Source organism: Streptomyces sp. NPDC002476, assembly GCF_042889785.1.
Lineage (GTDB): Bacteria > Actinomycetota > Actinomycetes > Streptomycetales > Streptomycetaceae > Streptomyces.
In genome coordinates, this window is record NZ_JBIARH010000007.1 from 210,528 (window position 1) to 233,298 (window position 22,771).

General features: G+C 69.1%; 19 protein-coding genes. 12 read left to right on the plus strand and 7 right to left on the minus strand.

Annotation, left to right across the window (positions count from 1 at the left end):
* Genes ACFYXM_RS11555 through ACFYXM_RS11570 form a run of 4 tightly spaced genes read right to left on the minus strand, consistent with a single transcriptional unit; the run spans position 1 to position 3,591 of the window.
* Positions 1-804 carry an AP endonuclease gene (locus tag ACFYXM_RS11555; protein WP_389288793.1) on the minus strand — a complete coding sequence of 268 codons (804 nt, stop codon included), beginning with the start codon at positions 802-804 and terminating at the stop codon, positions 1-3.
* Positions 801-1,694 (minus strand): hypothetical protein, encoded by an 894-nt coding sequence (locus ACFYXM_RS11560; RefSeq protein ID WP_389288794.1) that lies wholly within the window; start codon positions 1,692-1,694, stop codon positions 801-803. Before ACFYXM_RS11560 ends, ACFYXM_RS11555 begins: the two co-directional genes overlap by 4 nt.
* Complete coding sequence (locus tag ACFYXM_RS11565; RefSeq protein WP_389288795.1) at positions 1,694-2,593, minus strand: hypothetical protein; 900 nt, start codon at positions 2,591-2,593, stop codon at positions 1,694-1,696. The genes ACFYXM_RS11560 and ACFYXM_RS11565 overlap by 1 nt, the downstream gene beginning before the upstream one ends.
* A complete protein-coding gene (locus ACFYXM_RS11570) occupies positions 2,590-3,591 on the minus strand; it encodes a hypothetical protein (protein ID WP_389288796.1) in 1,002 nt (333 codons plus the stop codon). The genes ACFYXM_RS11565 and ACFYXM_RS11570 overlap by 4 nt, the downstream gene beginning before the upstream one ends.
* Before the next feature lie 438 nt (positions 3,592-4,029).
* Between ACFYXM_RS11570 and ACFYXM_RS11575 the strand changes: the two genes are divergently transcribed.
* The 8 genes from ACFYXM_RS11575 (at position 4,030) to ACFYXM_RS11610 (ending at position 13,867) form a co-directional block, all read left to right on the plus strand.
* Complete coding sequence (locus ACFYXM_RS11575) at positions 4,030-4,887, plus strand: helix-turn-helix domain-containing protein (RefSeq protein WP_389288797.1); 858 nt, start codon at positions 4,030-4,032, stop codon at positions 4,885-4,887.
* A complete protein-coding gene (locus tag ACFYXM_RS11580; RefSeq protein WP_389288798.1) occupies positions 4,884-5,396 on the plus strand; it encodes a DUF397 domain-containing protein in 513 nt (170 codons plus the stop codon). Before ACFYXM_RS11575 ends, ACFYXM_RS11580 begins: the two co-directional genes overlap by 4 nt.
* Before the next feature lie 401 nt (positions 5,397-5,797).
* A complete protein-coding gene (locus ACFYXM_RS11585; protein WP_389288799.1) occupies positions 5,798-8,494 on the plus strand; it encodes a hypothetical protein in 2,697 nt (898 codons plus the stop codon).
* On the plus strand, positions 8,481-9,029 hold the full coding sequence (locus ACFYXM_RS11590; protein ID WP_389288800.1) for a hypothetical protein: 549 nt from the start codon (positions 8,481-8,483) through the stop codon (positions 9,027-9,029). The genes ACFYXM_RS11585 and ACFYXM_RS11590 overlap by 14 nt, the downstream gene beginning before the upstream one ends.
* Positions 9,005-10,219, plus strand: a complete 1,215-nt coding sequence (locus ACFYXM_RS11595; RefSeq protein ID WP_389288801.1) for a hypothetical protein — start codon at positions 9,005-9,007, stop codon at positions 10,217-10,219. Before ACFYXM_RS11590 ends, ACFYXM_RS11595 begins: the two co-directional genes overlap by 25 nt.
* A 455-nt stretch (positions 10,220-10,674) precedes the next feature.
* Positions 10,675-10,938: a hypothetical protein gene (locus ACFYXM_RS11600; protein WP_389288802.1), complete on the plus strand. Its 264-nt coding sequence runs from the start codon at positions 10,675-10,677 to the stop codon at positions 10,936-10,938.
* 375 nt (positions 10,939-11,313) lie between these two features.
* Positions 11,314-12,261 carry a hypothetical protein gene (locus ACFYXM_RS11605; RefSeq protein ID WP_389288803.1) on the plus strand — a complete coding sequence of 316 codons (948 nt, stop codon included), beginning with the start codon at positions 11,314-11,316 and terminating at the stop codon, positions 12,259-12,261.
* Positions 12,262-13,204: 943 nt separating this feature from the next.
* On the plus strand, positions 13,205-13,867 hold the full coding sequence (locus ACFYXM_RS11610; protein ID WP_389288804.1) for a hypothetical protein: 663 nt from the start codon (positions 13,205-13,207) through the stop codon (positions 13,865-13,867).
* Positions 13,868-14,138: 271 nt separating this feature from the next.
* Here the strand turns inward: ACFYXM_RS11610 and ACFYXM_RS11615 are convergent, their stop codons facing one another.
* The 3 genes from ACFYXM_RS11615 to ACFYXM_RS11625 form a co-directional block, all read right to left on the minus strand.
* Positions 14,139-14,717, minus strand: a complete 579-nt coding sequence (locus ACFYXM_RS11615) for a DUF6262 family protein (RefSeq protein WP_389288805.1) — start codon at positions 14,715-14,717, stop codon at positions 14,139-14,141.
* Positions 14,714-16,645, minus strand: a complete 1,932-nt coding sequence (locus ACFYXM_RS11620) for a tyrosine-type recombinase/integrase (RefSeq protein ID WP_389288806.1) — start codon at positions 16,643-16,645, stop codon at positions 14,714-14,716. Before ACFYXM_RS11620 ends, ACFYXM_RS11615 begins: the two co-directional genes overlap by 4 nt.
* A 584-nt stretch (positions 16,646-17,229) precedes the next feature.
* A complete protein-coding gene (locus ACFYXM_RS11625; RefSeq protein WP_389288807.1) occupies positions 17,230-18,351 on the minus strand; it encodes a tyrosine-type recombinase/integrase in 1,122 nt (373 codons plus the stop codon).
* Between the two features lie 145 nt (positions 18,352-18,496).
* On the opposite strand from ACFYXM_RS11625, the gene ACFYXM_RS11630 reads away from it, so the two are divergent.
* From ACFYXM_RS11630 to ACFYXM_RS11645, 4 genes are all read left to right on the plus strand, one after another.
* On the plus strand, positions 18,497-18,796 hold the full coding sequence (locus ACFYXM_RS11630; protein ID WP_389288808.1) for a hypothetical protein: 300 nt from the start codon (positions 18,497-18,499) through the stop codon (positions 18,794-18,796).
* A gap of 191 nt (positions 18,797-18,987) precedes the next feature.
* A complete protein-coding gene (locus tag ACFYXM_RS11635; RefSeq protein ID WP_389288809.1) occupies positions 18,988-19,506 on the plus strand; it encodes a hypothetical protein in 519 nt (172 codons plus the stop codon).
* 261 nt (positions 19,507-19,767) lie between these two features.
* Entirely contained in the window at positions 19,768-21,804 is a 2,037-nt protein-coding gene (gene ligA, locus ACFYXM_RS11640) for an NAD-dependent DNA ligase LigA (RefSeq protein WP_389288810.1), read from the plus strand.
* Between the two features lie 224 nt (positions 21,805-22,028).
* Positions 22,029-22,481, plus strand: a complete 453-nt coding sequence (locus ACFYXM_RS11645; protein ID WP_389288811.1) for a hypothetical protein — start codon at positions 22,029-22,031, stop codon at positions 22,479-22,481.
* Positions 22,482-22,771 lie beyond the last annotated feature (290 nt).

Here is a 22,771-nt window from a genome sequence, read left to right on the forward strand (position 1 = left end):
CTATGGCCTGCGTGGGGGTGGCCCGACGCGCTGCGGCCACTCGCGGCAGGCATCCCGGTAGCGGCTCAAGCACGCCTGGGGCGTGCGGGGTTGGCCGGTCCACTCCAGGGCGACCTCCATGTGCTGGCCGTCGGCGATCCGACTGCGGGCCCGTCCGGCGACCAGGTTCCGGCCCGCGGCGTCCAGGCCGGTGCCGTCGTCGGACAGGTGCAGCACCCGGGTGAAGTGGAGGACCCGTTCCAGCGCCGTGTCTGCATCGCCACTCGCCGTCGGCCGGGCGGCGGCGAGCTGGGTGGTGTCGGCGAGCAGCCGCAGCTGCGGCCACCGCCCCAGCATCTTCTCCAGGGCGTCCAGCGTTTCGGGGGCGAGCCAGCCGGGGTGGTGGAGTTCGACCAGCAGCGGCAGCCGGGCCTGCGGCAGCCGGGAGCCGAGCATCGCCTCCAGCAGCGGACCCTCCGGCACAGTGCGGCCCAGTAGCCGCACCCATCCGGCGCCGAGCGCGTCGGCCGCGGCCGCCAGGCGCTCCAGCTCGACCCGGGCCCTCGCCCGCTCGGGGGCCGCGGGGGCGAACAGGTCAGTCAGGTCCAGGTCAGCCGTCACCCCGGTGACCGGCACCCACTGCTGCGCCGCCCGCCGCCAGTATGCGAGCACGTCAGAGGTCTGCCGGGCCAGGTCGAAGCCGCGCGGCCCGCCCCGCAGATGCACGAAGGGAACTCCCTGCTCGGCGGCCCACTCCAGCAGCTGAGGCACGTCCATGCCTCGCACGCCGATGCTGTAGAGCCCCACCCCGCCGGGCGCGGTCACGGCGTCCTCCAGTCCAGCAGCAGGACCGGTTCGGCCGGTCGGCCGGGCGCATCGAGCAGTGCGAAGAGCCCCGGCGCGAGCGCGCCGGGCACCGTGCGGCACCACGCATCGGCGAGGGCGGGATCGAGGTTCCCGGCGAGCCAGAGAGCCACCGTGGTGAAGGCGTCCTGGTACGCGCCGTCTGCCGCTGGGGCCAGCTCGTGCATGCCCACCACCGTCCAGCCGCCCCGGTGCACCTGAAGCGCCGGGAGGACGTCGCCGGGCCTGGGGGTGCCGAGCAGTCCGAGGGTGCCTCCGGGCGCGGTCAGTTCCGCCGCGCATGCCGGAGTGCCGGCCGCGTCGATGACCAGCTGCCCGCGCCCTGCAGCGTCCGGCGGCACGCACCGTACCCCGGGGGCGCGGCCGATCGGGGCGTGCCGGCGTGAGGTCACCACCGTGATCCGGGTGGCGCCGCGGCGGCACAGCTCGAGCACACAGCCCACCGCGACCGGTCCGGAGCCGACGACCACCGTGTCATCCAGGTCGGCGGCGGGCGCTCGGTCAAGGCCCAGGCTCGCCATCTGCTGGAACCGGGCCAGCGCCACCAGGCGCGGCTCCATCCCCGGCGGGGCCGTCACCGCCCCGGGGCAGGCCGGGTCGAAGGCGGCTCCGTGAGGCACCGGGGCCAGCATCCAGCCCGCGGTGTCGTCGGTCCGGCCGAGGGTCATGTAGCCGGCCTCGCGGTCCGGACCGGCAAGGTGCCGGCGCTCGGTGCCGGGGCTGATCACGCTGAACTGGCCCGCCACCAGGCCTGGTCCGGGCACAGCTGCGGGCAGGAGACGTGCTCGTCCATTGCCGATCCGCACCCGGGCTCCGGCGTACCGGCGCGGCGCGGACTTCCCTCCCGGCATCAGTTGACCTCCGTGGTCTGTGCAGGTGTGCCGGTGCGGGCCAGGTCCTCGATCCGGTCGGCGATCATCTCCGGAGCGCCCCACACCGCGTGCAGCCGGATCACGCCGGCCAGGTTCCGCACCCGCTCCAGGCGGTGCGAGGCGGCCGCGGCGTTTTCCAACTGACGCAGCACGACGGCGCGGTTGTCGAGCAGCCGCTCCAGCAGGTGACCGCTGGCCCGCCACCAGACAGTCGCCGCCGTGTGCGTGTCGAGCACCTCGACCATCCCCGCCCCGGCAGCCGGGTCCCCGTCCACGTCCACCACTGCCGCGACCGCGACCCCTCCAGCGCCCAGGTCGAGCGGCAGCGGCTCCCACAGACCCGGCAGCAGGCTCAAGTCCACCCGGTCGGGGCCGCCTTCCGCTAGTTCGAGGTCGGGAAACCAGCGGCGCGTCGGTCCGCGCCGGGCGAGGAACGCGGCCGTGCCGCCCAGCACCCGGGGCTGCCCGCCGGGCGAGGAACACTCCACCAGCGCCACGTCACCGGCCAGCACCCGCCAGTCCCGGCGCGCCAGGGCAAGAGCGGCAAGCGTCTTGCCCGCGCCGTGCCCGCCGAGCAGCACCGCGACCCGGCCGTCGCCCGGATGCTGGAGGGCGACGGCATGCACGCACAGCGTGCTGTGGGAGAGGTGCAGCAGATGGAGATGGGCGTTCAGCACCCGGCGCGCGTCCCCATCCGCCGCTCCGGCCGGCAGTCGAGCCGTCACCGGACCGGCGCCGGACCGCAGGCCGGCCGGCAGCACGCCGGGCAGATGCGGCGCGATCGACTCCCACCGCCGCTCCAGCGTCACATCGGCGCCCACCACCAGGCTCCGGCCCGCGCTCACGATCTCGTAGACGCCACGGCCGATCGTGTTCATCGGCGTCGCCCCAGCCAGGGGACGACACCCTCCAGGGCCTGCCAGACGGGCGCCTGCGGCAGCTGTTCCACGGCCACGCGCAGGACCGCGGCGGGTACCGCCGCCAACAGCCCCACGGGTGGCGCTGCCCCGGCGGCCTGGTCCGCCAGCCGCGGCCCGCCCATCAGCCCCAGCGGATCACTCACGTACAGCAGTTGCTGCGGTACGTCCGCCGCCCCGGCCACTGCCCGATCTAGCGTCTGTGCGTCCGCGGCCTGCGCCCGGACGCCCGCCTCAGCCGCTCCGGTGCCTTCCACGATCACCACGGCGCCCAGGGGAACAGGCGGCGAGTACTCGACGCCGAGCGTCGCGCGGTGCTGCGCCGGAGTGAACAGCACCCGTTCACGCACCACACCGGCCACGACCCGGCGCTCGCGCCGCCCGTCGGAATCACCGGCGAGTTGCGCGGGGACCGCGACGCGGGTCGGCCACCCGACCACCGTCCCGTCCGGGCCGATCAGCACCAGGTCGTCCGCGAGGAACCCTGCTCCCAGGTTTCGCACCGCCCGGTGAGCGAGCGTCGACTTGCCGCCGTGCCTGCCCGCCAGGAACACCAGCGCCCTGCCGTCGACGGCGACCGCCGAGGCATGCAGCATCCGCCACCCCGATCCCAGCAAACGGGACGCGAAGAACACCCTCGCCAGGTAGTCCGCCCACCGCAGCCCGACCGCGTCGCCCGGCGTCACCAGCAACCGCGTCACCCGCTGCCGCGCGTCGACCTCCATCACCACCGGCAGCGCGCCCCGGCGGTAGACCGCCATCAGACGCATCACACCGCCGTCCATGCCCACTACCGCCAGGCGGCGTCCTCCGTAGGGAAGTTCGAGGAGCAGCCGGCCCTGGAACAGATCGCCGCCAGCACCGGCTCCCGCTCCCCTGTGGTGCTCTTCCACCCTCAGCGTCCACTGCACCGCCGCAGCCGGCTCGGCCACCGAGCAGGCCGGGACGAGCATGCCCATGACGGCCTGGAGTACCTCGGCGTTCGGCGTCAGGACGTGTAACGAGATGCCGTCCAGGTGAAGAGCACCGTGGCCATCCCGCCCAGTGGCCCCTGCCACGCGATCACCGTGCACAACGTCAGCAGCCATCAGCCCTGCCCTCCCCGCCGGAACACCGTCGCGGACCGTCCGCGCGGCCGTGCCACCGAGCCGATTACAGGTCAACGAGCCCTGTTCGCACCGAAACTCAGCAGCCAGGCCGAGGGCATGCCGAAGAGGAGGCGCACTACCGGCCATTGCGTTCCGTGTCCCAACGGACACTGACCGCACGCAAGATGATGACCGGCAGGCCGAGCACTGGCAAGGGTTCTCGATTGGAAAATTTTTCCTGTACGCCAAGCTGTATGGGCGCGGAGCAACCGAACCACTACGATCAATCCGACCGCTTGGGAGGTGACGATGCCCGGAGAACCCAACCCTCGACGCCGGAGGCTGGGCGCCGAAGTGCGGCACCGCCGCGTCGAGCTCGGATGGTCCCTGGAGACGTCGGCCAAGCAGCTCGGGTACGGCTCGGCGAGCACCGCCCACAAGATCGAGTCCGGCCACCAGAAGATCACCCTCCAGCAGCTCCCCCACTTCCTTGCAGTCCTCGGAGTCACCGAGCCGGCCGCCCAGGAGTTCTGGCGGGAACTGGTGGTGAGCGCGAACAGCGACGACTGGCACGAACGCTTCCCCGGCGACGCCGATGACCCCTTCGGCAGCTACGCCACCGACATCGAACTCGCCAGAGCGGCCTTCCTCTGGTCCCCGACCGCGCCCCACGGCCTGCTCCAGCACCCGCTCGCCGAACGGGCGATCATCGAGGCGGACCTTGCTTGGAGCACTGCGGATGACGTCGAGAAGTTCGTCAGCGTGCGCGCTGAACTGCGCGAACGGGTCCTCTCCCGGCAGCCGCCGCCCGCGATTACCTCCGTCCTCACCGAGGGCCAGCTCCGGCAGGAGATCGGGGGGCGGGTCGGCGTGCACCGGCAGGCCGCGCACCTCGCCGACCTGGCGAGGAGCGTCCCAGGCATCACCATCCTGGTGATCCCGTTCTCAGCCGGTGCCCACACGGGGATAGACGGCCCGTTCATGCTGATGACGTTCCCGACAGGCCGTACCAGCATCACCATCGAAGGCAGACGTGCAGCTCTCCAGATCCACGAGGCCGATGTCGTCGCCGAGTACAAGCGCGTGAGCGAGCGCATGGTGGACGATGCCCTCTCCGTCGAGGACTCCCTGATTTTCCTAGATCAACTCGCTGAGGAATACGCATGACCCTGCACGTCGGCGGCGCTGTCCCCAACATCCGGCATATCGACGCCGATCCCGCATGGCTGGCCCGACAGATCGCCCAGGCTGAATGGCGGTCTGCCAGCACTGGCGGATCGAACTGCGCCGAGGTCGCCCTCCTGCCGCGTGAGATCACCGCTCTGCGTGATTCCGTCAACCCTCATCGAACCCCCTTGATCATGTCCGACACAGGGTTCGGTCAGTTCGCGGACGCGGTCGCCATGAACCTCTTCAATAGGCCCCTTCACCTCGACACAGACCCGGTCACCGCAGTCGGCAAGAACACCCTCACCACCGAATGGCTGACGTCTCAACTCCGCCTCTCTCCGTGGCGGTTCGGCGGACCCGAAAGCATCGGTGTGGCCGCCCTTCCCCATGCGGTCACTGCGTTCTGCAGCCCTGCCGGTCAGGAGCGACGATTCCTGTTCTTCGCTCAATCCGAGATCAGTGACTTCTTCGCGGGCATCAGAGGTGGGCTGTTCCGTCGCCCGTAAGGGCAAAGCAAGCACGTCGGAGCTGAATGCCTCCGGCGGAGGTCTGCGGAAAGGTCATAGTCACCCATCAGAGTCCCCATTCGGCCGGCGCCGGGCACCAGCAGCGCGTACGCGTTGCGAGCGGTCGAACCGCGGCGCGCCCTCGGGGCCGCGGCTGTAGCCCTTCACCTCGCGGTACCGCGTCTTTGGGCGGCTGGTCGCCCGGTAGCATCAGGGGAAACGCACCTCACCGTGACGTGCCTTGCCCGGACCCACCTCCGAGCCTTGGCGAATCCAGCTGCCGCTGGAGGGTGATGCAGTGGTAATGCTTGGCGCTTCCAGTCATCGTGTGACCGCCCCTGTACGCGCTCTGGCTCGTGTCGTGGTGGGGCGGCACGGACCGAGAGCGCGCAGGAGCTGTCGTGTCACCGAAGCACAGTACGCATCCCAACAACCGCCGGCAGATCGCCAGGGCCCTCGACGCGCAGACGCGGATGGGCTACCAGCGCGCTCTGCAGCGCGTCGTCGACGCCGCCGAGATGGGGCTGCTGCCCAAGGTTCTGGACGAGGCCGGCCGCGCCGAGGCCGTACGCCTCCTCGCCGAGCAGGGCGCACTCGAGCCGGATCCGGGCCCGGTCCTCGCGAAGGACTACCTGAAGGCCCTCGTCGCGGAGTTCCGCCGCCTGGGCTGGGGTGCGGGCGATGAGACCGACTTGGAGCATTTCGGCCTGACCGCGTACGCCGGGCCCGTCGCCGGGCTGAGCCTGTCGGTGGGGCGCGCCGACGAAGCGGACGACGGAGGTGAGGAGCGTGACCCGGACGATCCCGGGCAGTGTGATCTGGGCAAGCCTCTGTATCTGACGGCGATGTGCCCGGCCGGGAACGCGACCGTGGACGACTTCGAGGACGGCCTCGGCGACTGCTCCACCGAGCCGGTCCGTGCCACCGCGCGGCGCCTGGACACCGGGCTCGGGGCGACCCGGCTGGCCAGGGTGCGGGGCATGGAGGAGCGCTCCACCATGCCGTGCCCGATCTGCGGCGACCGCTATCCCGAGCATCACCTGCTGGGGAACTCGCCCAGCGCCGATCCGGTGTGCCCCGCGTGCGTCTTCGACGGCGACCAGCACTACCGCACCGACCTGCCCTACCTCGCCGTCCAGCTTGACCTTCTCCTGCACGAGGACCTGTCCGCCCCGGCGGGATGGGACGCGGTCGCGGCCGTCCTCGCGCTGACCTGCGGGGCGAACTTGCGCGCCCGGCTCGACCGCGCGCTTGGGGAGCGCGGTGGCTGGCCGTTCGTGATGGAACGCTGGGGCGAGCCGCTGACCCGCTCCTGGATCTGGCTGCCGCCGCCCGCCGACCGCCACCCGATGTTCCGGCACCTGGGCGCCGGTGCGAATCTGGCCGCGCTCGTCGACGCCGTCGACCACCACGCCCCCACCGCCCGCACCGAGGCGAAGACCCTGTGCCGCGAGGCGGACGTGCGCTGGAGGGACGCGCTGTGGCCAGCCGCGATCGCTTACGCGGTGGCCCTGACCACGCAGGCCTGCGAGCGGGACCGTCACCGCACCCCCTACCACCTCGTCCACTCCCTCAGCGATGGCCTTGAGCAGACCATGAAGCCGTTTGCGGTCACCGGGGACGCCTCCAACGTCGAGAGCGGCCTTGAGGAACTCCTCCGGTACCAGCTGCTTCCGATGCTGCTCGGGCACAGCCTGGACGAGGAGCCCGACGACCCCCGGCGCCGCTACGGAGCGCAGGACGGCGACGAGCGCCCGGCCGCCACCGGCTCGGACGCGCGGATCAGCCACGGCATCGACCGGGCGAACCAGGTCGCCGTCATCCTGGGCACGCTGCCCTTCACCCCGCCCGGTGTCCCGGTCTGGGATGGCGCGCCGGTTACCGGGGCTGACGCTGAGGGCCTGGGCAGCACCGCACCGGCCGGCGAGCAGTGCGCGGCGCTGCGGCAGGAGGCCCGGCAGCAGGCCGCCGAAACGCTCTACGACGCCGGCGGCCCCCTGGTGGTCGACGCCGACCACGCCTGGGACCGCGACGGCTGGTGGATCCCCTCGGACCACAGCCTGCACGCGGTGCGCCAGGCCCGGCAGTTCCTGGGCTCCCGGACCCGGGTGCTGGCCCTGTGGTACGGGCCCGGCGCCCAGTTCCCCGAGCCGGTACAGGTCTGCGTCGAGGTCACCGATGTCCACCCGCGCAGCACCGGCCCGGTGGACGTGCCCTGGCTGAGCGTGTGGGACGGGCACTCCTTCTTCGGGATGACGCTGTCCGACCTCGCGCTCGTCCGCCGCGCCGAACCTGGTGAGGAACTCACCCAGGTCTGGCCAGCTCACGACGACACCGATACCGGCCACCAGGGCGATGCCGCCATGCGCGCAGACGCGTCCAGCGCGGATGGCGGGGCAGGCGGGACGCTGCCGACTCTGGAGGAGCTGTCCCTGCTGACCAACCGGTTCCTGCACCTGGCCGGGCACCGGCTCGGCGAGGACTGGAAGAGCGTGGACGAGAAGGCGTACGCGGCCCACCAGCGCCTGGAGAAGGCCCTGGAAGCCGAGTACACCGGCTTCGCGGCCACGTCCGTCAAGGTCTGGATCAACCTGTTCGACACCACCCACCCCTGCCTCAGCGGCCCGGACCGGCCCCTTCCCGCCTACGCGCTGACCGGCAAGCCCTACGAGGTGGAGTTCGACGTCCACGCCCACGACCCGTCCTGCGGTTGCGGGCAGGGGTACGGATACGGCGAGTTCTCCGACCGCGTCCACCAGCTCCTGATCGTCCTGTGCCTGTACGGGGGGCTGATCGAGGCCCACCCCATGGTCGAAACCGGCGGCACGCCCGAGGAAGGCCGGGCCGCGCTGCGGGACATCACCTGGGAAGTCGACGGCTACGACTTCCGGGAGGTCCAGCGCCGGGTGATCCGCGACGTCACCGACGCCGACTCGCCCCTGAACACCGACACCAACCCGGCCTACATCCCGCCGTACATGGCCGCGGACGGCTGGTACCTGCCCGAAGGCGGAACCTCGATGATGTTCCACGGACGCCAGCACGGCGACGAGAACAACAACGAGCTCAAGGAGCGGGGAACCGATGGCCCGGCGTGACCTCGAAGTGCTCACGCGCGCCGACCTGGAACGGCTGGGGATGGCGCTCCCGGCGGTGACCGAGGCCACGGTCGGCCTGGTGCGCTCGGGCAGGGGCGGGAAATGGCACGTCCCCACCGAGAAGAAGCAATGGTCGGAGCACTGCCAGCATGCCGCGCGGGCGGCGGGCGAACCGACGGACCTGGTTCTGCTGGACGTGCTGGACCAGGTCTGCGCCCGCTGCGCGGGGCGGCTGCCCGGACTGCTGCCGGACGCGGTGGTCGCCCTGTGGCAGGTGTGCTCCCTCACGGTGGCGGCGGACCGGTTCGCCGTCGGGCTGGGCGAGGACGCCCGGGCGCGGACGTGGCTCGGGTACGCGGTCGCGCTGGACCTCTCGCCGCGCAAGGACGACGCACGGGTGCGGGAGCTGCTGCGGCCGGTGCTCTCGGGCGACGAGTTCGGCGCGCAGGCATGGAAGGCCATGGCCGTCTGGTCGCAGGTGCTGGAGCGGGCCGAGGAGCAGCTGGCCGCGTGCCGCCGCCGGTGGCGAGCGTGACGGTCGGCGCGGCACTGGACGCAGTCGGCCGCGAGGCGGCCGTGCACGAGCAGGCCCGGGTGCTGGAGCGGGCCGTCGGCGGGGACCGGCGGTGGACGGAGGTCGGGGTGTGGGACTGCGTCCGCCTGTCGTGGGCGCACGCCCGCGAGCAAGGGCGGTGTGCCGTCCAGGCCCAAGAGTTGGCCCGGCGGGCGGTATTCGAGCGGTGGGGGCGGCAGCAGGTGGTCGACGTGTCCGCGCTGCCCTCCCCCGCTCTCACCCCGGTCGGATCCTGCTCCAGCCCGGCCGAGTGGGCGCAGCAGGAGTACCGGCAGCTGTGGGCCGCGTTCGTGGAGCGGTGGTGCGAGCGGCTGGAGGAGGAGTTCGCCTCCCAGACCGCGGGCGGGGAGGAAGAGCAGTTGCTGATGGTGGCCGACTGGCCGCTGACCCACCGCGGCGACCTCGCCTATCTGTCGCAGTTCCGACAGATAGTGCCAGCGGTGCCGGCCGGGCTCCGCGAGGAGGAGTACGGGCGGCACCGGAAGCGGCACGCCGTGGTGCTGGCGGTGCCCCGGTACGCGGTCGCGCACGAGGACCGGCCGCGCTGGGGCCAGGCCACAGTGCTGACCGCCGGCGACGTCCTCGACACCACCGCACCGGAGACCGCGCAGGCGGCGGAGTCGGCCGCGCGCGTGATGCTGCGCACGGTATACCCGTACCTGCCCGAGGACGTTGCCGCGGACGGGAAGCGCCCGCAGGCCTCGGCACAGGTCCGGGCGGCGCGCGCCGATCAGCGCGCCGCCCGCCCCGACATCGCCGACACCCACTGGGCGCAGCAGCGCGAACGCGATGCCAGGCAACAGCGGCGGAACGCGTTCGGCGAAGGCATCTGGGCATGGGTGCCGGACGACACCGCGACCGGCCCGGCCGCCGCACAGCTGCAGGACCTGGCCGGCCACCACTACTCCTGGGCGGTCGTGCGCCTTGTCGCCGAGGCCGGGCCGCGCAGCGACGCGACGTTGGTAAGCCTGTACGGCCTGCTGACCGGGTGGGACGCGCGCCGAAGGACGCTTACCTTCAGTCCGCAGCACGATCACCGGCCGATCCAGGTCCCGGTACACCGGATCGTCGCCATGACCGGAGACCGCGAGCGGCGCGGCCGGCGCGAAGCCCCGATGTGGGAGCCGTACACGCCGCCGCGCCGGTGGTGATCCCGTCGGGCCGGCTTTCAGCGCTGGGGTGACGGGGTCCGCCGGGCCCCGTATCGTGCCAGGCGCGGAAGAGTCCACGTGGCCCAGCACAGCAACACCACCCACCAGCAGCAGATCGCCAAGGCTCTGCACACGCGGACCGGGTGCGGCTATCAGGAAGCCCTTCGCCGGGTTCGGCTCGCCGCTCAGGAAGGTTGGCTTCCCCGGCCGCTGGACCGGGCCGGGAGGCAGAAGGCCGTCGAAGTCCTCGCCGCCGCCTTGGACTCCCCCGCCCCGTGCAGGCCTTTGCCGGCCAGGTCCTCCCGGAACGCGGCGGTCAGGAACCTGCAGCGCCCTGCGCCGGATACCTGCCGGAGCGCGATGCAGAGATCCTCAGTGTGCTGCTCGCCCGAGGACGTCGGCCTGAGCCCGGGTGTCCGGGCCCCGTTCCGGGGATCGGGTGGGGACAGGCCCTGATGGCGGTGGGACGGTCCTGGCAGAGCCTGAGCTCCGGCGAACGCGAAAACTTGGCCCGCCAGGGCCTGGATGCGCAGCTGGCAGGGGAGTGGCTGGCCCTGTTCGAGTGCCTCAGTGGCTGGACCTCCGCACACGGGCAGGCCGTGCCCCGCTCGGCCGTCCACGACGGGCAGCCGGTGGGCGACTGGCTGTGGAAGCAGTGGCACACCCACCACGGCTACCGGCCCGCGAGGGCTTCCTGCAGCTCGCTCTGGCCGAGGTGACGGGGGTTTACCCGTACCAGGAGCTGATGCCCTACGTACCGCCGTCCTTGCTGTACCGGGCCTCTTACGACCGGGCCCGCAAGGAGCCCTCGCTCGACGTCCTGCTGCAGCGGGACGAGGAGTTGTGCCAGTCCGCGCGCGGACGGACTGCAGCGACACCGCCATCCGCCGCGCTCAGGACAGTGAAGGGCCGGTACCCGTGCTGGCAGTACGACAGGACGCGGGTACGCGGGTTGCCTGCCACGCTCCTGTTCGGTCGCGGTGTGCGGCTACCCGTGCCCGCCCCGGTGAGCAGCCCGCTGGATTGGGTGACATCCCCGTTCCCGGATTCGCGATGGCGCGACGCACTGCCGTGGAGCGCGGTTTCTTGCGGTCATGCCAGACAACGACCTCGCTCGTCGCCTCCGCGACCAGCTCACCACCCACCCCGCCCCGCAAGACCCTCAAGCCTGGATCACTGACCACCTGCCCCGCATCCGTCACACGAGCCGCCCCCTCGATGCGGTTCGCGACGGCCTGGGCATCAACGAAGAGGACGCGGCCGCCCTGCTCGATGCAGGTCTCCTACCGGAGCAGTTGATGGCGGCGTTCGATCAGCTCTCCGACGGTGCTCCGACGATCAACTGGGAAGCGGCGTATGCCGCCGCCTACGGCCTCGAGGACGGTGACTTCAGCCTCACAGCCGAGCATCAAGCACGCCGCCGCGTGTGGGGAGTCACCCACGACCTGATCACTGACGGCACCAGGCGCAGCGGCAGCCGCGGGCTACCAGCCAGCGTTATGCAGTTCATTGTGGCTGGCTGGATAGACGACTGTCTGACCAGCGGACGGGAGCCGACCTACTGGCGTGACGAACGCGGAGCCTGGCGGGCCTCCAACGGAGCCCTGTACGCGCCCCGGCTGACCGAGGCCGCCGTCATCTACCCCGGCAGCATGCAAGGCACCGAGGACGCGCTCGCCACGCTCAGGGCCTCAGAACTGACCTGGGTGGGCGTCCTCGGCGACCGTCGCCTGCACCACGCCATTGTCCCCGCCGACAAGCTGAGCGCTCTCGGCCAGAGCAAACACATTCGTACCCTCGGCACTCCGCCGCCGGAAACCGTCTACACGTATCTGCACACCTCCTGGCTGCGCACCACTGGCGACATCTGTCAGCGCTGCGGCACGGTGGCGTTCCTCGCCCGTGCCACCGACTGGCCCGGGACCCCAGCCTTGTGCCCCGACTGTCACGAGGCGATGAGGACCGCTCAGGCAGCCGCCGGGCACCAGTGCGCGGACGGGTGCGCGCAGCCTGTCGACCACACCGGCCTTTGCCTGCCCTGACCCGGTGTTGCTTCCCGGGGCCCGACGTCGGGCCCCGGGAAGCACCGACCTCACCGCACGCGGAGCCCGTCCCTGATCTGTGGGTTGGCTGTCCTGCGCGTCATGGTCGACGACACGGACCACGAGAGGGCTACGTCTCCAGATTCGCTGCCGCTGCCGTGCCGGCCCCCACACCTCCACCATCGCCCCTGCTTCCTCTCATACCGGACGACTAGGAGAACGACGTGGGGCTTTCCATCCGAGCAGGCCGGCCGAACGGCTCACTGCCCAGTGATCCTTTGCCGCAGTGGTCGTACACGGGCTTCGGCCTCTTCCGCCGCGGGATCGCCAGCCACATCGGCATAAACCTCTCTCAGATGCACGGCTACGGCGGCGGCCGTCGATGGAGCAGCGTGACCAGTCCTCTGCGTCACCTCCTGGACCACGACGACGACCGGGGCGAGCTGACACCTGAGCAGGCGCGCGAGCTTGCCCCGGCACTGAGCGAAGCCCTCGCCGAACTCGGCCGCAGTGACCCCGATGGCCTCCTGTGGGGCCGGACGGCTACAACGGCCGCGTCGGGCGGGAGTTCGTCGACCTCCTCACTCTTTGCGCGGAAGAGAACGTCTCAGCCGTCTTCCGCTGAACCCCAAGCACCACGGGTCCGCGGCAGGCCGACTCCTGCCGTCTCATGACGAAAGCGCCGGACAGCAACCGCTGTCGATCGGCTCGCCGCGGACTCGTCGCTGCAAGGGCCAACGCGACGGGCCCGTGCCGGTTCCCTCCTGAGCAGGCGGAGCGGCTGCTTGCCGTCCGCTATCGGTGCCTCCGGGGACCAGCCGCCCGCTATCAAACGTGGCGCGTCCGTGCCTGAGCTGTCCTGACCGCTGCGTGAACGGCTTCCGATGCCGTGTCCGCATCTGCTGACACCTTGCGCGCTGACAGACGACGAACGGAGAAGTCAGTGAACCGTGAGGAACGACGCCGTGCCGAGCGTGCGGCGCGCAGGAACCGCAGGGGTCAGGAACCGGGGCCGTCCTTTCAGGCTCCGGCGGGCCGGATCGCCCGGGCGGCTGTGTTCTCGCCCGCCGACGAGGAGCGGCAGCGCCAGGACTTCCTGGCTGGTGGCGTGTTCGCGGACGGCGCCGGTGTGATGTTTCCCGAAGGCGATGGGCCCGGGCTGAGCCCGGTGTTCGTTGTCTATGTCCATGACGACGAGCGCACGTTCGGGCCGGCACCGCAGCTTCGGACCGCTTTCGATCTGCTGGATGAGTTGGGGTCGGTCGCTCTGCACGAGCGTATGCCGGTGGCCACCTCCTGGTCGGGGATGAGCGGCAGCAGCCCGCTGGTCAAGCTGAAGCTCGGGTTCCCCGGGCCCCACCCCGCCAGGGGATCGGCGGACCTGGTGCTGCTCGCGGACCAGTACGCCGAGCTCTGGCAGTACATCGTCGGCGGCGGCCTGATCGGTGTCACCACGCAGCAGCGCCTGGAAAAGGCAACGAGCCGTCCGGGAGCATCGTTCACGGATGGGCTGGAAGCCTGCGTTCTTCTGGGGATCGGTTCTTCCCCGGTCCTCGAGCAGCTCATGCATCTCTACCGGTGGCCCCAGCCCACCAGCGCCGCCTGACAGCTCTGTCCGGAACGGCTGACACCTCAGCCACAGCGTTGTAAGAGCGGCGTCCATCCGTCGCCGGATCAGCGTGCCTGCCGATGCCAGGACCCTGACCAGCAGGGACCCGGAGTTGTTGTCCAGGTGCCAGTCGTAGAAGGTCCGCAGGACGGTCTTTATCTATAGCTGTCAAGTCTTCTTGCAGGTGAAACGGGTTGTGCCCTCTGCAGGCACATTAGGCACGCCCAGCCATAGAGCGATGTGCCTGCTCTATGGCTGGGCGGTTGAGTCATGTGCTGGCAGGGGGTGGGGCTGGCTGTGTACGGATCATCCTTCGCAGGCTTGTGCGGGTTGCTTGGAGATCGTCCTCCGCCTCGGTGAGCTTCTCCTGCAGGTCGGTGTTGCTGCGCTGGAGGGCGTCTGCTTTCGCGGTGAGTTCGCTGTTCTGGCGGGTCAGTTCGTCGATGCGTGCGACAAGTTCGCTCGTGCCGACCTGATCGAGCTGCTGTCCCAGCTGCCGTCGGACGACGTCCTTGAGGTGGTCTCGCTCACGTCGTAGTTCGGCGATCTCGTGCCGCGCCAGGGCCAGGTCGGTCGTGAGGCCGGCCGAACTCACCGCGGATCCGGTGGGGGCCTTTTGCGGCTGTGCGGCCTGCCGTGTGCGGGCGACCTCGATGTGCTCGCGGACGCCTTCGGCGTAGACCAGCCAGTTCGACACCCCGGCCTGTTTGGCGACCGCCGCAAAGGTGACCGCTTCGCCGCGGGCGACCAGGTCCTGGAGGACCACGAGAACTTTGGTCCGCTTGGACTGGCTGTCTCGACGCCGGGCTTCCTTGAGGACTTCGGCCGGTACTTGCTTGTTGCTCACAGCAGCTCCTCGTCCCGCTGGACGACTGTCAGGGGGAGCAGGGTGCGGCCGTTCGCGGCCCGGGTCTTGCGCAGGATCTTGCTCGCTTCCTCGATCTCGGCCCGCTCGTCCGCGGTCAACTCCTCCATCTTTCTCTTCATGTTGGCGGCGACGCGTTTGTAGGCGTCGATCTCGTCGTTCATGTTCCCGGTCACCCAGGCTGCGGCGTCCAGCGCCTCGGCAGTCTCGCGTTCGGCCTTCAGGGTGCGGATGTGGTCCTCGATGACGGGCAGATAGGACGGGTCGGGCCGGTAAAAGTCGCAGCCGGCGCAACGGAAGCGGAGCGGGCACGCCTTCCCGCCGGCCTTGACGTTGCTGGGTTCAACGCAGCCGCCGAACGGCGCCGCCACGGAACTTCGCTCGTAGGCGGCCATCGATGGCATCGGCGCCGGGCGTCCGCCGCGGTCCACGGCGTGCTTGCGCACCAATTCCACCGCCGCCCTCTTCCGGTTCAGCGAGACTTTGTAGTATCCGAGTGTTGTTTTTGGGTCTTTATGGTCCATGAATTCTCTGAGTATATCCAGCGGAATTCCAGCATCCGCGCAGCGCTGCGCGAAGGCGAAGCGAAACGCATAAGGGAATAGCAGTGACCGCTCAAACGGCAGTGGGTCGCCGTCTGGGCCAGGCATCTCAGAGTCCAGTCGGGGAAGAGTATCCACCCAGGATCGGAGCATCCTAGAGAGGAAGTCCGAGCCCAGATGCGCCGTCTCTTTGCGCTCTGTTGCAGCGGGAAACAGGTAGCCGTCGCCGTGCGTGAAGCCCTTCAGGGACGACCGCGTGACTTGCCATTTCTGGATGATTCCCGCCGATTCAATATCTATGGGAAGTCGCCGCCGCAGCCGTTTACCCTTATTGTTGTCCCAAATTAGGCTGTAGTGGCCGTCGACCTTCTCCAGGCATCCCATCTTCAGGGAAACTATTTCGTTGGGGCGGCGGCCCGTGTCTCGCATAACTGCATAAAGAGTGCGGCACATCTCCTTGATCTCTTCGGCAGTCATCGAGCCGTTGAAAATGCCATCCCCCAGTGTTCCCTGTGAGCGGTCAAGTTGGGCAATAACCGCCTCGGGGACCGCCTTCCCTATCTCGTCTTCGTTAATTTCGGGCAATGCAATTCGATGTTCAGGGTGGCGGCCGAATAGGGCCGGAAGGTTATCCAGCATCCCCGCGAGACGGCCGAAATCCAGAATCTGCCAGAAGCTCGAAAGCGCGGTGTGTCGGCGCTTCTCGCTGTAGGGCTTTCCGTCTTTTCTGAGCAGTTTACGAAAGTCCGCAACGACGGCAGTCATGTCCGCGAACCCCAGGGCGGAGGGTTCCATCCCTCCGCCTGGCCGAAGAGCCAGGGCCCTGGAGGCCACGACGCAGGCCGAGATACGCGTGGCCAGTTTGGAGCCGGTGGGATTGCTGCTGCGGGCCCACTGCATCACGACCACCTGCAGCCAGGGTTGCCGAATCTCGGCAAAATCCACCGTTCCTGCATTGCGACGAGCCCGGATGCCGGTTGCCGAACCTATCCCTAGCGCTGGCAGATCCCACACAATCCGCTCGGTGGGGTCGATGCCGTTGAAATGATCGAAGGCCAGACGCAGGTGCCGCAGCATTTCATGGAAATGGGCTATGACACTCGTAGTTCGGCCGAACATATTTGAGGAAATGCTCCCCGGCGGGGCGAGCACAAGACTGGGCAGATCGGCAACCCGGGACACAATCGATCGTGTGGCCCTCGGATCCAGCTTCCTGCTGGCTGAATCCCGCTGCTGCAGTGCGAACAGCACCTCAAGCCGCATCGCAGATCCCAACGGGGCCAGGGATATTTGATTTCCCATCAAGTAAGGGGCCTGTCGACTGGCCCAGGTCTCAACGGCCCCTCGCGTCTCGGTGTCGCTCTTCACCCAGCGGTGGTAGTGAGTTGGACAAAGGCCCGCGCTGACATGGGACTCCGTGAAGCATCCGAGCACCGAGCATGGGGGTCGCAGTTCGTAACCTTGCGCCATGCCAGCCCAGATGGCCAAATTCCGATCGGAGTCCTCTGTCTTCTCCCGTTTGAACGTTGTGACCCAGAGGCTGTAATGAGATCTGCAGAGCCCACGCACCGATACACGTCGTTGGCACCGGCCACCTTCGGGACCGGCCACACACTGGTCAGGAGCCTTGTAAGCCTGGAGCCTTGTGGTGGGGATATAGCTAACGTCGAACTCTTCCTCGTTCAGCCCCCCTCGTGCGAAGGCTTTCTCGCAACTCCTGCACCTCATGTTGGCGGCGGCATTCACCCGTGGGCATTCGGGTGTCCTACACCTGTAGGAGACGGTTCGCGGGTTGTCCAGGTCACCGGTGAACAGCCATAGAGCCGGATCCCACTCGTCCGTGCGCCAGTCGGGGTCGATCCGGCCGGCGAGATAGGTCCGCCATTCCTCCAGACGAGCGACGTGCTGTGCCGGGGATGGCGTGAGGTACTCGATCAACTCTGGGACGGTGGTCATGAGCGGTCCTTCCGCAGGGCGGCGAGCCGCTCAACGGCCTCGCGCTTGTCGGCGTCGGTGGCGTGGACGTAAGGAGCCATCGACGACGGGGAGACGTGCCCCATGAGGTCCTGCGTCACGTCGTCGGGGGTGCCGTTGCGCTTCCAACGTGTGGCGGCGGTGTGCCGGAGCATGTGGGGGCGGGCGGCGAAGTCGGCCTTGGCGGCCAGGCGGTTGAACAGGTCTTTCGCGTTCGGGTACTTCATCGGCTGCCCGAGCGGATCTTTGAAGAGGTTGACGAACACCATCTCGCTCTGTGCGGCCTCGGGGACCTGTTCGCGCTCGTAGACGTAGTCGGAGTACAAGCTGGCCACGTCCGCGTCAGTCGGTATCCAACGAGGTTTGCGGGCCTTCGCCAACGCGCCGTTGGCGTTCATCCGCCTCCGCACGTGAACGTGTGCGCCGGGGACCTGGCAGCCCAGCACCGAGGAGTCCGGCAGCAGATGCATGTCCTGGCGGTGCAGGCCCAGGGCCTCACCGATCCGCATCCCCGTCGTCCCAAGCAGATAGACCAGAAAGCGGTCCCGGGCCCGCACTGTCAAGGCAACCAGCTGCCCGAACTGCTCGTCGCTCAGCCACTCGTAGCCCGGTATCGCGACCCGGAACTTGATCGTCTTGGTCTCGACTGTCCGGAACTGCTCGTCTTCGCCGGCGCTGTATCCGGGCGGAAGGAACGACAGGTACTTGGTCTCGGACAGCATCGCCGCCGTGGCGGGCTCGACCCATCCGAACGGGATACAGAACTTCAGAAACTCACCCACCGTCGTGAGAATGTGATTCGCGGTCGACTTCTCCCTGTGGCGCGGCGTGGCACTGGCCCGCCGGCCGCGTGGCGGCAGTGGCTCCTTCACGAGCCAGTGCAGGAACCGCGTCAGCGCGATGAAGCCCGGCGCAGCCCAGTCCAGGCCGTTCGCGGCGCAGTACGACAGATACAGGGCGAGGCGACCCGCATACACCCGCTCGGTGTTCGGCGAGCAGTCCCTGGCCCGCAACGACTCCAGGTACGTCGACGCCTGGTGGTGGATCTCGTACGAGTCCGAGACGACCACCCACGCGACGGCCTCATCGGCCGGAGACACAGCACGTTCAGCTCTGAATCTTTGCAAGAAGACAGACGTAACAGATGTGACAGACACCTATCAGATACCTCTCAGTGACATAGAGAAGGGCACGCGCTTCGCACGTGCCTCACGCCCTACAACACCTATAGATAACTGTCTCGCAGTGAGCCCGCGTGGTGGGGGCATACTTCACCCCGATCGTCGGCTTCCCGGATACACCGACTACGACCTGTACGCCCTCGTCGTCTACGCCAACGGCCGAGTCGAGACCGTCGCTACCTTCCCCGCGGAGGGGGTGCCCGCCCAGCTCGCCACGGCCGACGTCGCCGAGGAGATCATCGAGATGGCCCTGAACGACTCGATACGCGCCGTGATCCCAGTCGCCTACTCTGCTCAGTCGAACGGCAACGGGTCCTTGTTGTGTACTTCAAGGACTTGTTGGCCGGGCCGTACTCGCCGTTGACACCGCGCTCGTACGGCATGGACTTTGAGCAGGCCTCCAACACCCCGCCGCCGAGACGCTGCCCGGTTCGGAACCGGCCCTCCTCTCCCCTGCTGTGCCGCCCCTGCCGAGCACCGCAGTCAGCGTTCCGGGCACCCAGCGGGAAGTCTCGGCAACTACAGCTGTCCGCTTCCGGGCCTAAGTTCCGGGGCGTGACAGACGATGAGGCACTCAACGATCTCCTGGAGCGGGCCTGCCTGATCTTTGACGCTCGCGCGACGCACACCGCGGGCGCCGCCGGCTCATTCACCACAATGCACATCAACCAGCTCGCCGACGACCTGCTTGCCGCACTGGATTCATGCGAGGTTGCCGAGCGCCCCTACCTCATGGAGGGGTACCGAAGTCTGAGCTTGGCCGCAGACATTCCCCCTGGCCGGTCCTGCCAGCAGCGCGAGATGTTCGTGGATGTCGCCCGCCAGGGGCTGGCGTATGTCGTCGTCGGAAGGCACGAAGGACGTCCGGCTACCAAGGGCGAAGCTTTGGCGCTACTCGAGCACCGGTGGACTGCTTCGATGCTGGCCTGGGCCGACTTCTTCCCACCCTCGCTGGACGAGGTTTCACCTTCCTGCGGGTGTGGCGCCGTGAGGCTCGGCTATGGGAGGTGCAGCTCCAGCGTCCAATCCGACGAGAACCGGGTGCCGGGCAACTCGGTTCAGCGGTGCGCATGAGCAAGGTCCACGGGCCACGCTTGTTCTGGGCCCCGAGGCACTCCTGTCCCGCCTGAAGCCGGCGAGAACGCCGGCAGCGGCGTGTGGGCCGTGGTAGTGCGGGCCTTCGAGCCGAAATTCGCGAGCGTGCTGGCCACCGCAGCTCCGGGGCGCAGGCTCAGCCCGTCAACCCCACCCGCCAGCGCCGCACGGACGATCCGTGCGGCGCTGGCCCCGCACAGCCGGACGGGTCCTGCACCACGTCCAGAAAGGTCCGTGCCCATGTCGGTCATCGAGACCACGATCAGCAGCACCGCCGCCTACCACCAGGCCCTGGCCACCATCCAGAAGGCATCGCGTGCCTACGCGACCGGCGAGAGCTCACTGGACGACGCCACCTTCGACCGGCTGCGGGATCAGCTGGTCGCATGGGAGGAGAACCACCCAGAGGACGTGGCTACGAACTCCCCCTCCGGCAAGGTCGCCGACGGGGCGGTCCCTGCGGGCGAGGTCGCGCACACGGTGCCCATGCAGTCTCTGGACAAGGTGAACACGCCCGCCAAGCTGCTGGCGTGGGAAGCCTCGCTCCAGCGGCGTCTGGGCGGCCCGGTCACCGGCGGCTATGTAGTGGACGTGAAGCTGGACGGCTTCGCGGTCGCCGCGCGGTACCAGAGCGGTCGCCTGGTCAAGCTCGTCGGACGAGGCGACGGCCGTCGGGGCGAGGACTGGAGCCATGCCGTCGGCACGATCACCGGCCTTCCCCAGCAGCTGGACCGGCCCCTGACCTTCGAGGTCAGGGGAGAGATCCTCTTCACCAACAAGCAGTTCGAACGGGCCAAGGAGGTGCGCGCCGAGCACGGCGGGGACGCGTTCGCCAACGCCCGCAACGCCGCCGCTGGCACCATCCGGGCGAGGAACAGGGCCTACACCCTGGAGATGACGTTCTTCGCCTTCCAGGCCGTCGAGCTGCCAGGCGGCGAGGTGTTCGCCCACACCTCGCACGCCGACCTGATGAAGTGGGTCGCCGACACTGGCATACAGACCACGGAGGCCACCCCGCCGAAGGCTCATGTCGTCTCGACAATGACCGAGGTGCAGAAGCAGGTCGCGGCGATCGCTGCGATGCGCCCCAGCCTGCCGTTCGACATCGACGGCGTGGTCATCCGGGCGAACAGCCGCGCCGAGCAGACCACCGCAGGTACCGGCTCGCGGCACCCCCACTACAGCGTTGCCTACAAGCTGCCCAGTCTGGAGCGAATGACCAAGCTCCTGGACGTGGTCTGGGCCGTGGGCAAGACCGGCATCCTCGCGCCCCGGGCCGTGCTGGAGGAGGTCGAGATCGACGGCAGCATGGTCACCTCCGCCACCCTGCACAATCCCTCCGACATCCACCGAATTGGTCTCATGAAGGGAGATACGGTCTACGTCCGGAAGGCCAACGACATCATCCCGCAGGTAGTCGGACCGGTGACCCACCTGCGCGCCGGGACCGAGGAGACGATTACCTTCCCCGCGTCCTGCCCGGTCTGCGGCGGGAAGATCAACACCGACAAGGGCCGCTGGACCTGCGATGAGACGGCGAACAACGGCGGCTCCTGCGGGCTGCCCGCTGCCCTGCTGTACGCCGCAGGACGCGAGCAGTTCGACATCGACGGCCTTGGTCCGGCGGTGATCGGCAACCTCGTCGAAGCTGGTCTGGTGCGCGATGTCGGCGACCTGTTCCACCTCACCCTGGGCCAGCTGACCGAGGTCACCCGGGGCAGCGGTGAGGCGTCGAACCTGCTGGAGCAGATCACGGCGGCGAAGGACCGCCCGCTGGAGAAAGTGCTGGCAGCACTGGGCATCGCGGGTACCGGAGTGGAACTCTCCGAGCGGCTCGCCGCTCGCTTCCGGTCGACGGACGCATTCGTCACGGCCGACGCCCAGACGCTCATGGAGGTGGACGGCATCGGGGTCAAGAAGGCCGAGCAGATCGCCCGGCAGCTCCCCCGGGTCGCTGCGGTGGTCAAGAAGCTCGCCACGGCAGGCGTGAAGCTGGCGGCCGATCTCCAGTCCGCCCCCGCAGGCGGCCCGCTCGCAGACAAGACGGTCGTCGTCACCGGCACCATGACGGGACCACTCGCTGCCTACGACCGCGTCGCGATGAACCAGCTGATCAAGGACGCGGGCGGCAAGCCCGGCCGCGACGTGACCTCCAAGACCCACCTGCTAGTCGTCGGGGAGCGGGCCGGAGGCAAGCTCGCCAAGGCCGAGAAGCACAAGATCGAGGTGATGAGCGAGGAGGCGTTCGCCATCCTGGTCGCCCAGTTCACTGGCTGACCCGACCTGTCGTGCACCCAGCGGAGCCCGCCCTCAGTAAGGGCGGGCTCCGCGCCTCCTTCCCGCCCCGGCCCTCCGCTGCGCCGGGCGTGGCCTGACGTGCCGTCCGCCGCAGCCCCAGACGGCCACTCGCGTGCCCGCCGACAGGCCCGCACGCAAAGGCGCAGGCTCTGGGCGTCCGCGACCGCCGACGAGACCAGGCACCCTGACCAAGAAAGACGATCATGAAGCACACGTATCTGTACCCCCTGCCGGACGAGGCGCTCTTCCTGTGGAGGGCTGGCCGCCAGACCGCCACCGACCTCTTCGGCCTCCCAGCAGACAGCCCCGACATGTGGACGAGGCTGGTCGCGCTGGACGAGCAACTAGGGGAAGCACGTGAGACCGTCGCGCGGCTGATCGAGAACGCCGACCGCGTCTGCCTGGGGCAGCGTTACGCCATTCCCAGGTCCCTCCACCCTCAGATCGCCGACGTCGAAGAAGACGTCCACGCCTCCCCCCGAACGGTGACCTGCCTTCTCTGGGACGCGCCGCTCCTGGACCCGTCGCTGCGCACCCTGGTGGTCACCGCGCTCGGGCTGCCGCATGCCGAAGTGCTCGGGCGAGATCCCGCAGCGGACATCACCCGGTTCCTTCAGGCCCATGAGCACCAGCGACTCATCCCGTTCTGGATGTGACCGGCTGTCGCCGAACTGCCCGCCCAGCCCACGACCGTCGAAGCGCTCTGCCCTGAACAGCTCTCACTGCTGCTCCCCCACTCGGTGGCCGCCCGAGAAGGGGCAGGCGCAGGCACCTCCGATCCAGAAGCGTTCTTACCTGCACGCTGTCCGGCTGTTACGCCGAACTCCCCAGCGCTTGAGCCCTCCCGATGCCACCGCACCGGGCAATCCTCGCTAACCGTCGCTATTCGTCGCATCAGCTCATAAGTTCAGCACTTCTCTCTCGAGCAGCCATTCGCCGCCAGTTG

Excerpts from the sequence above, each read along its gene's own strand:
- ACFYXM_RS11560 (WP_389288794.1), bottom strand. The coding sequence starts at position 1,694 with ATGCCGGGAGGGAAGTCCGCGCCGCGCCGGTACGCCGGAGCCCGGGTG.
- ACFYXM_RS11565 (WP_389288795.1), bottom strand. The coding sequence starts at position 2,593 with ATGAACACGATCGGCCGTGGCGTCTACGAGATCGTGAGCGCGGGCCGG.
- ACFYXM_RS11570 (WP_389288796.1), bottom strand. The coding sequence starts at position 3,591 with ATGGGCATGCTCGTCCCGGCCTGCTCGGTGGCCGAGCCGGCTGCGGCG.
- ACFYXM_RS11575 (WP_389288797.1), top strand. The coding sequence starts at position 4,030 with ATGCCCGGAGAACCCAACCCTCGACGCCGGAGGCTGGGCGCCGAAGTG.
- ACFYXM_RS11580 (WP_389288798.1), top strand. The coding sequence starts at position 4,884 with ATGACCCTGCACGTCGGCGGCGCTGTCCCCAACATCCGGCATATCGAC.
- ACFYXM_RS11590 (WP_389288800.1), top strand. The coding sequence starts at position 8,481 with ATGGCCCGGCGTGACCTCGAAGTGCTCACGCGCGCCGACCTGGAACGG.
- ACFYXM_RS11600 (WP_389288802.1), top strand. The coding sequence starts at position 10,675 with ATGGCGGTGGGACGGTCCTGGCAGAGCCTGAGCTCCGGCGAACGCGAA.
- ACFYXM_RS11605 (WP_389288803.1), top strand. The coding sequence starts at position 11,314 with ATGCCAGACAACGACCTCGCTCGTCGCCTCCGCGACCAGCTCACCACC.
- ligA (WP_389288810.1), top strand. The coding sequence starts at position 19,768 with ATGTCGGTCATCGAGACCACGATCAGCAGCACCGCCGCCTACCACCAG.
- ACFYXM_RS11645 (WP_389288811.1), top strand. The coding sequence starts at position 22,029 with ATGAAGCACACGTATCTGTACCCCCTGCCGGACGAGGCGCTCTTCCTG.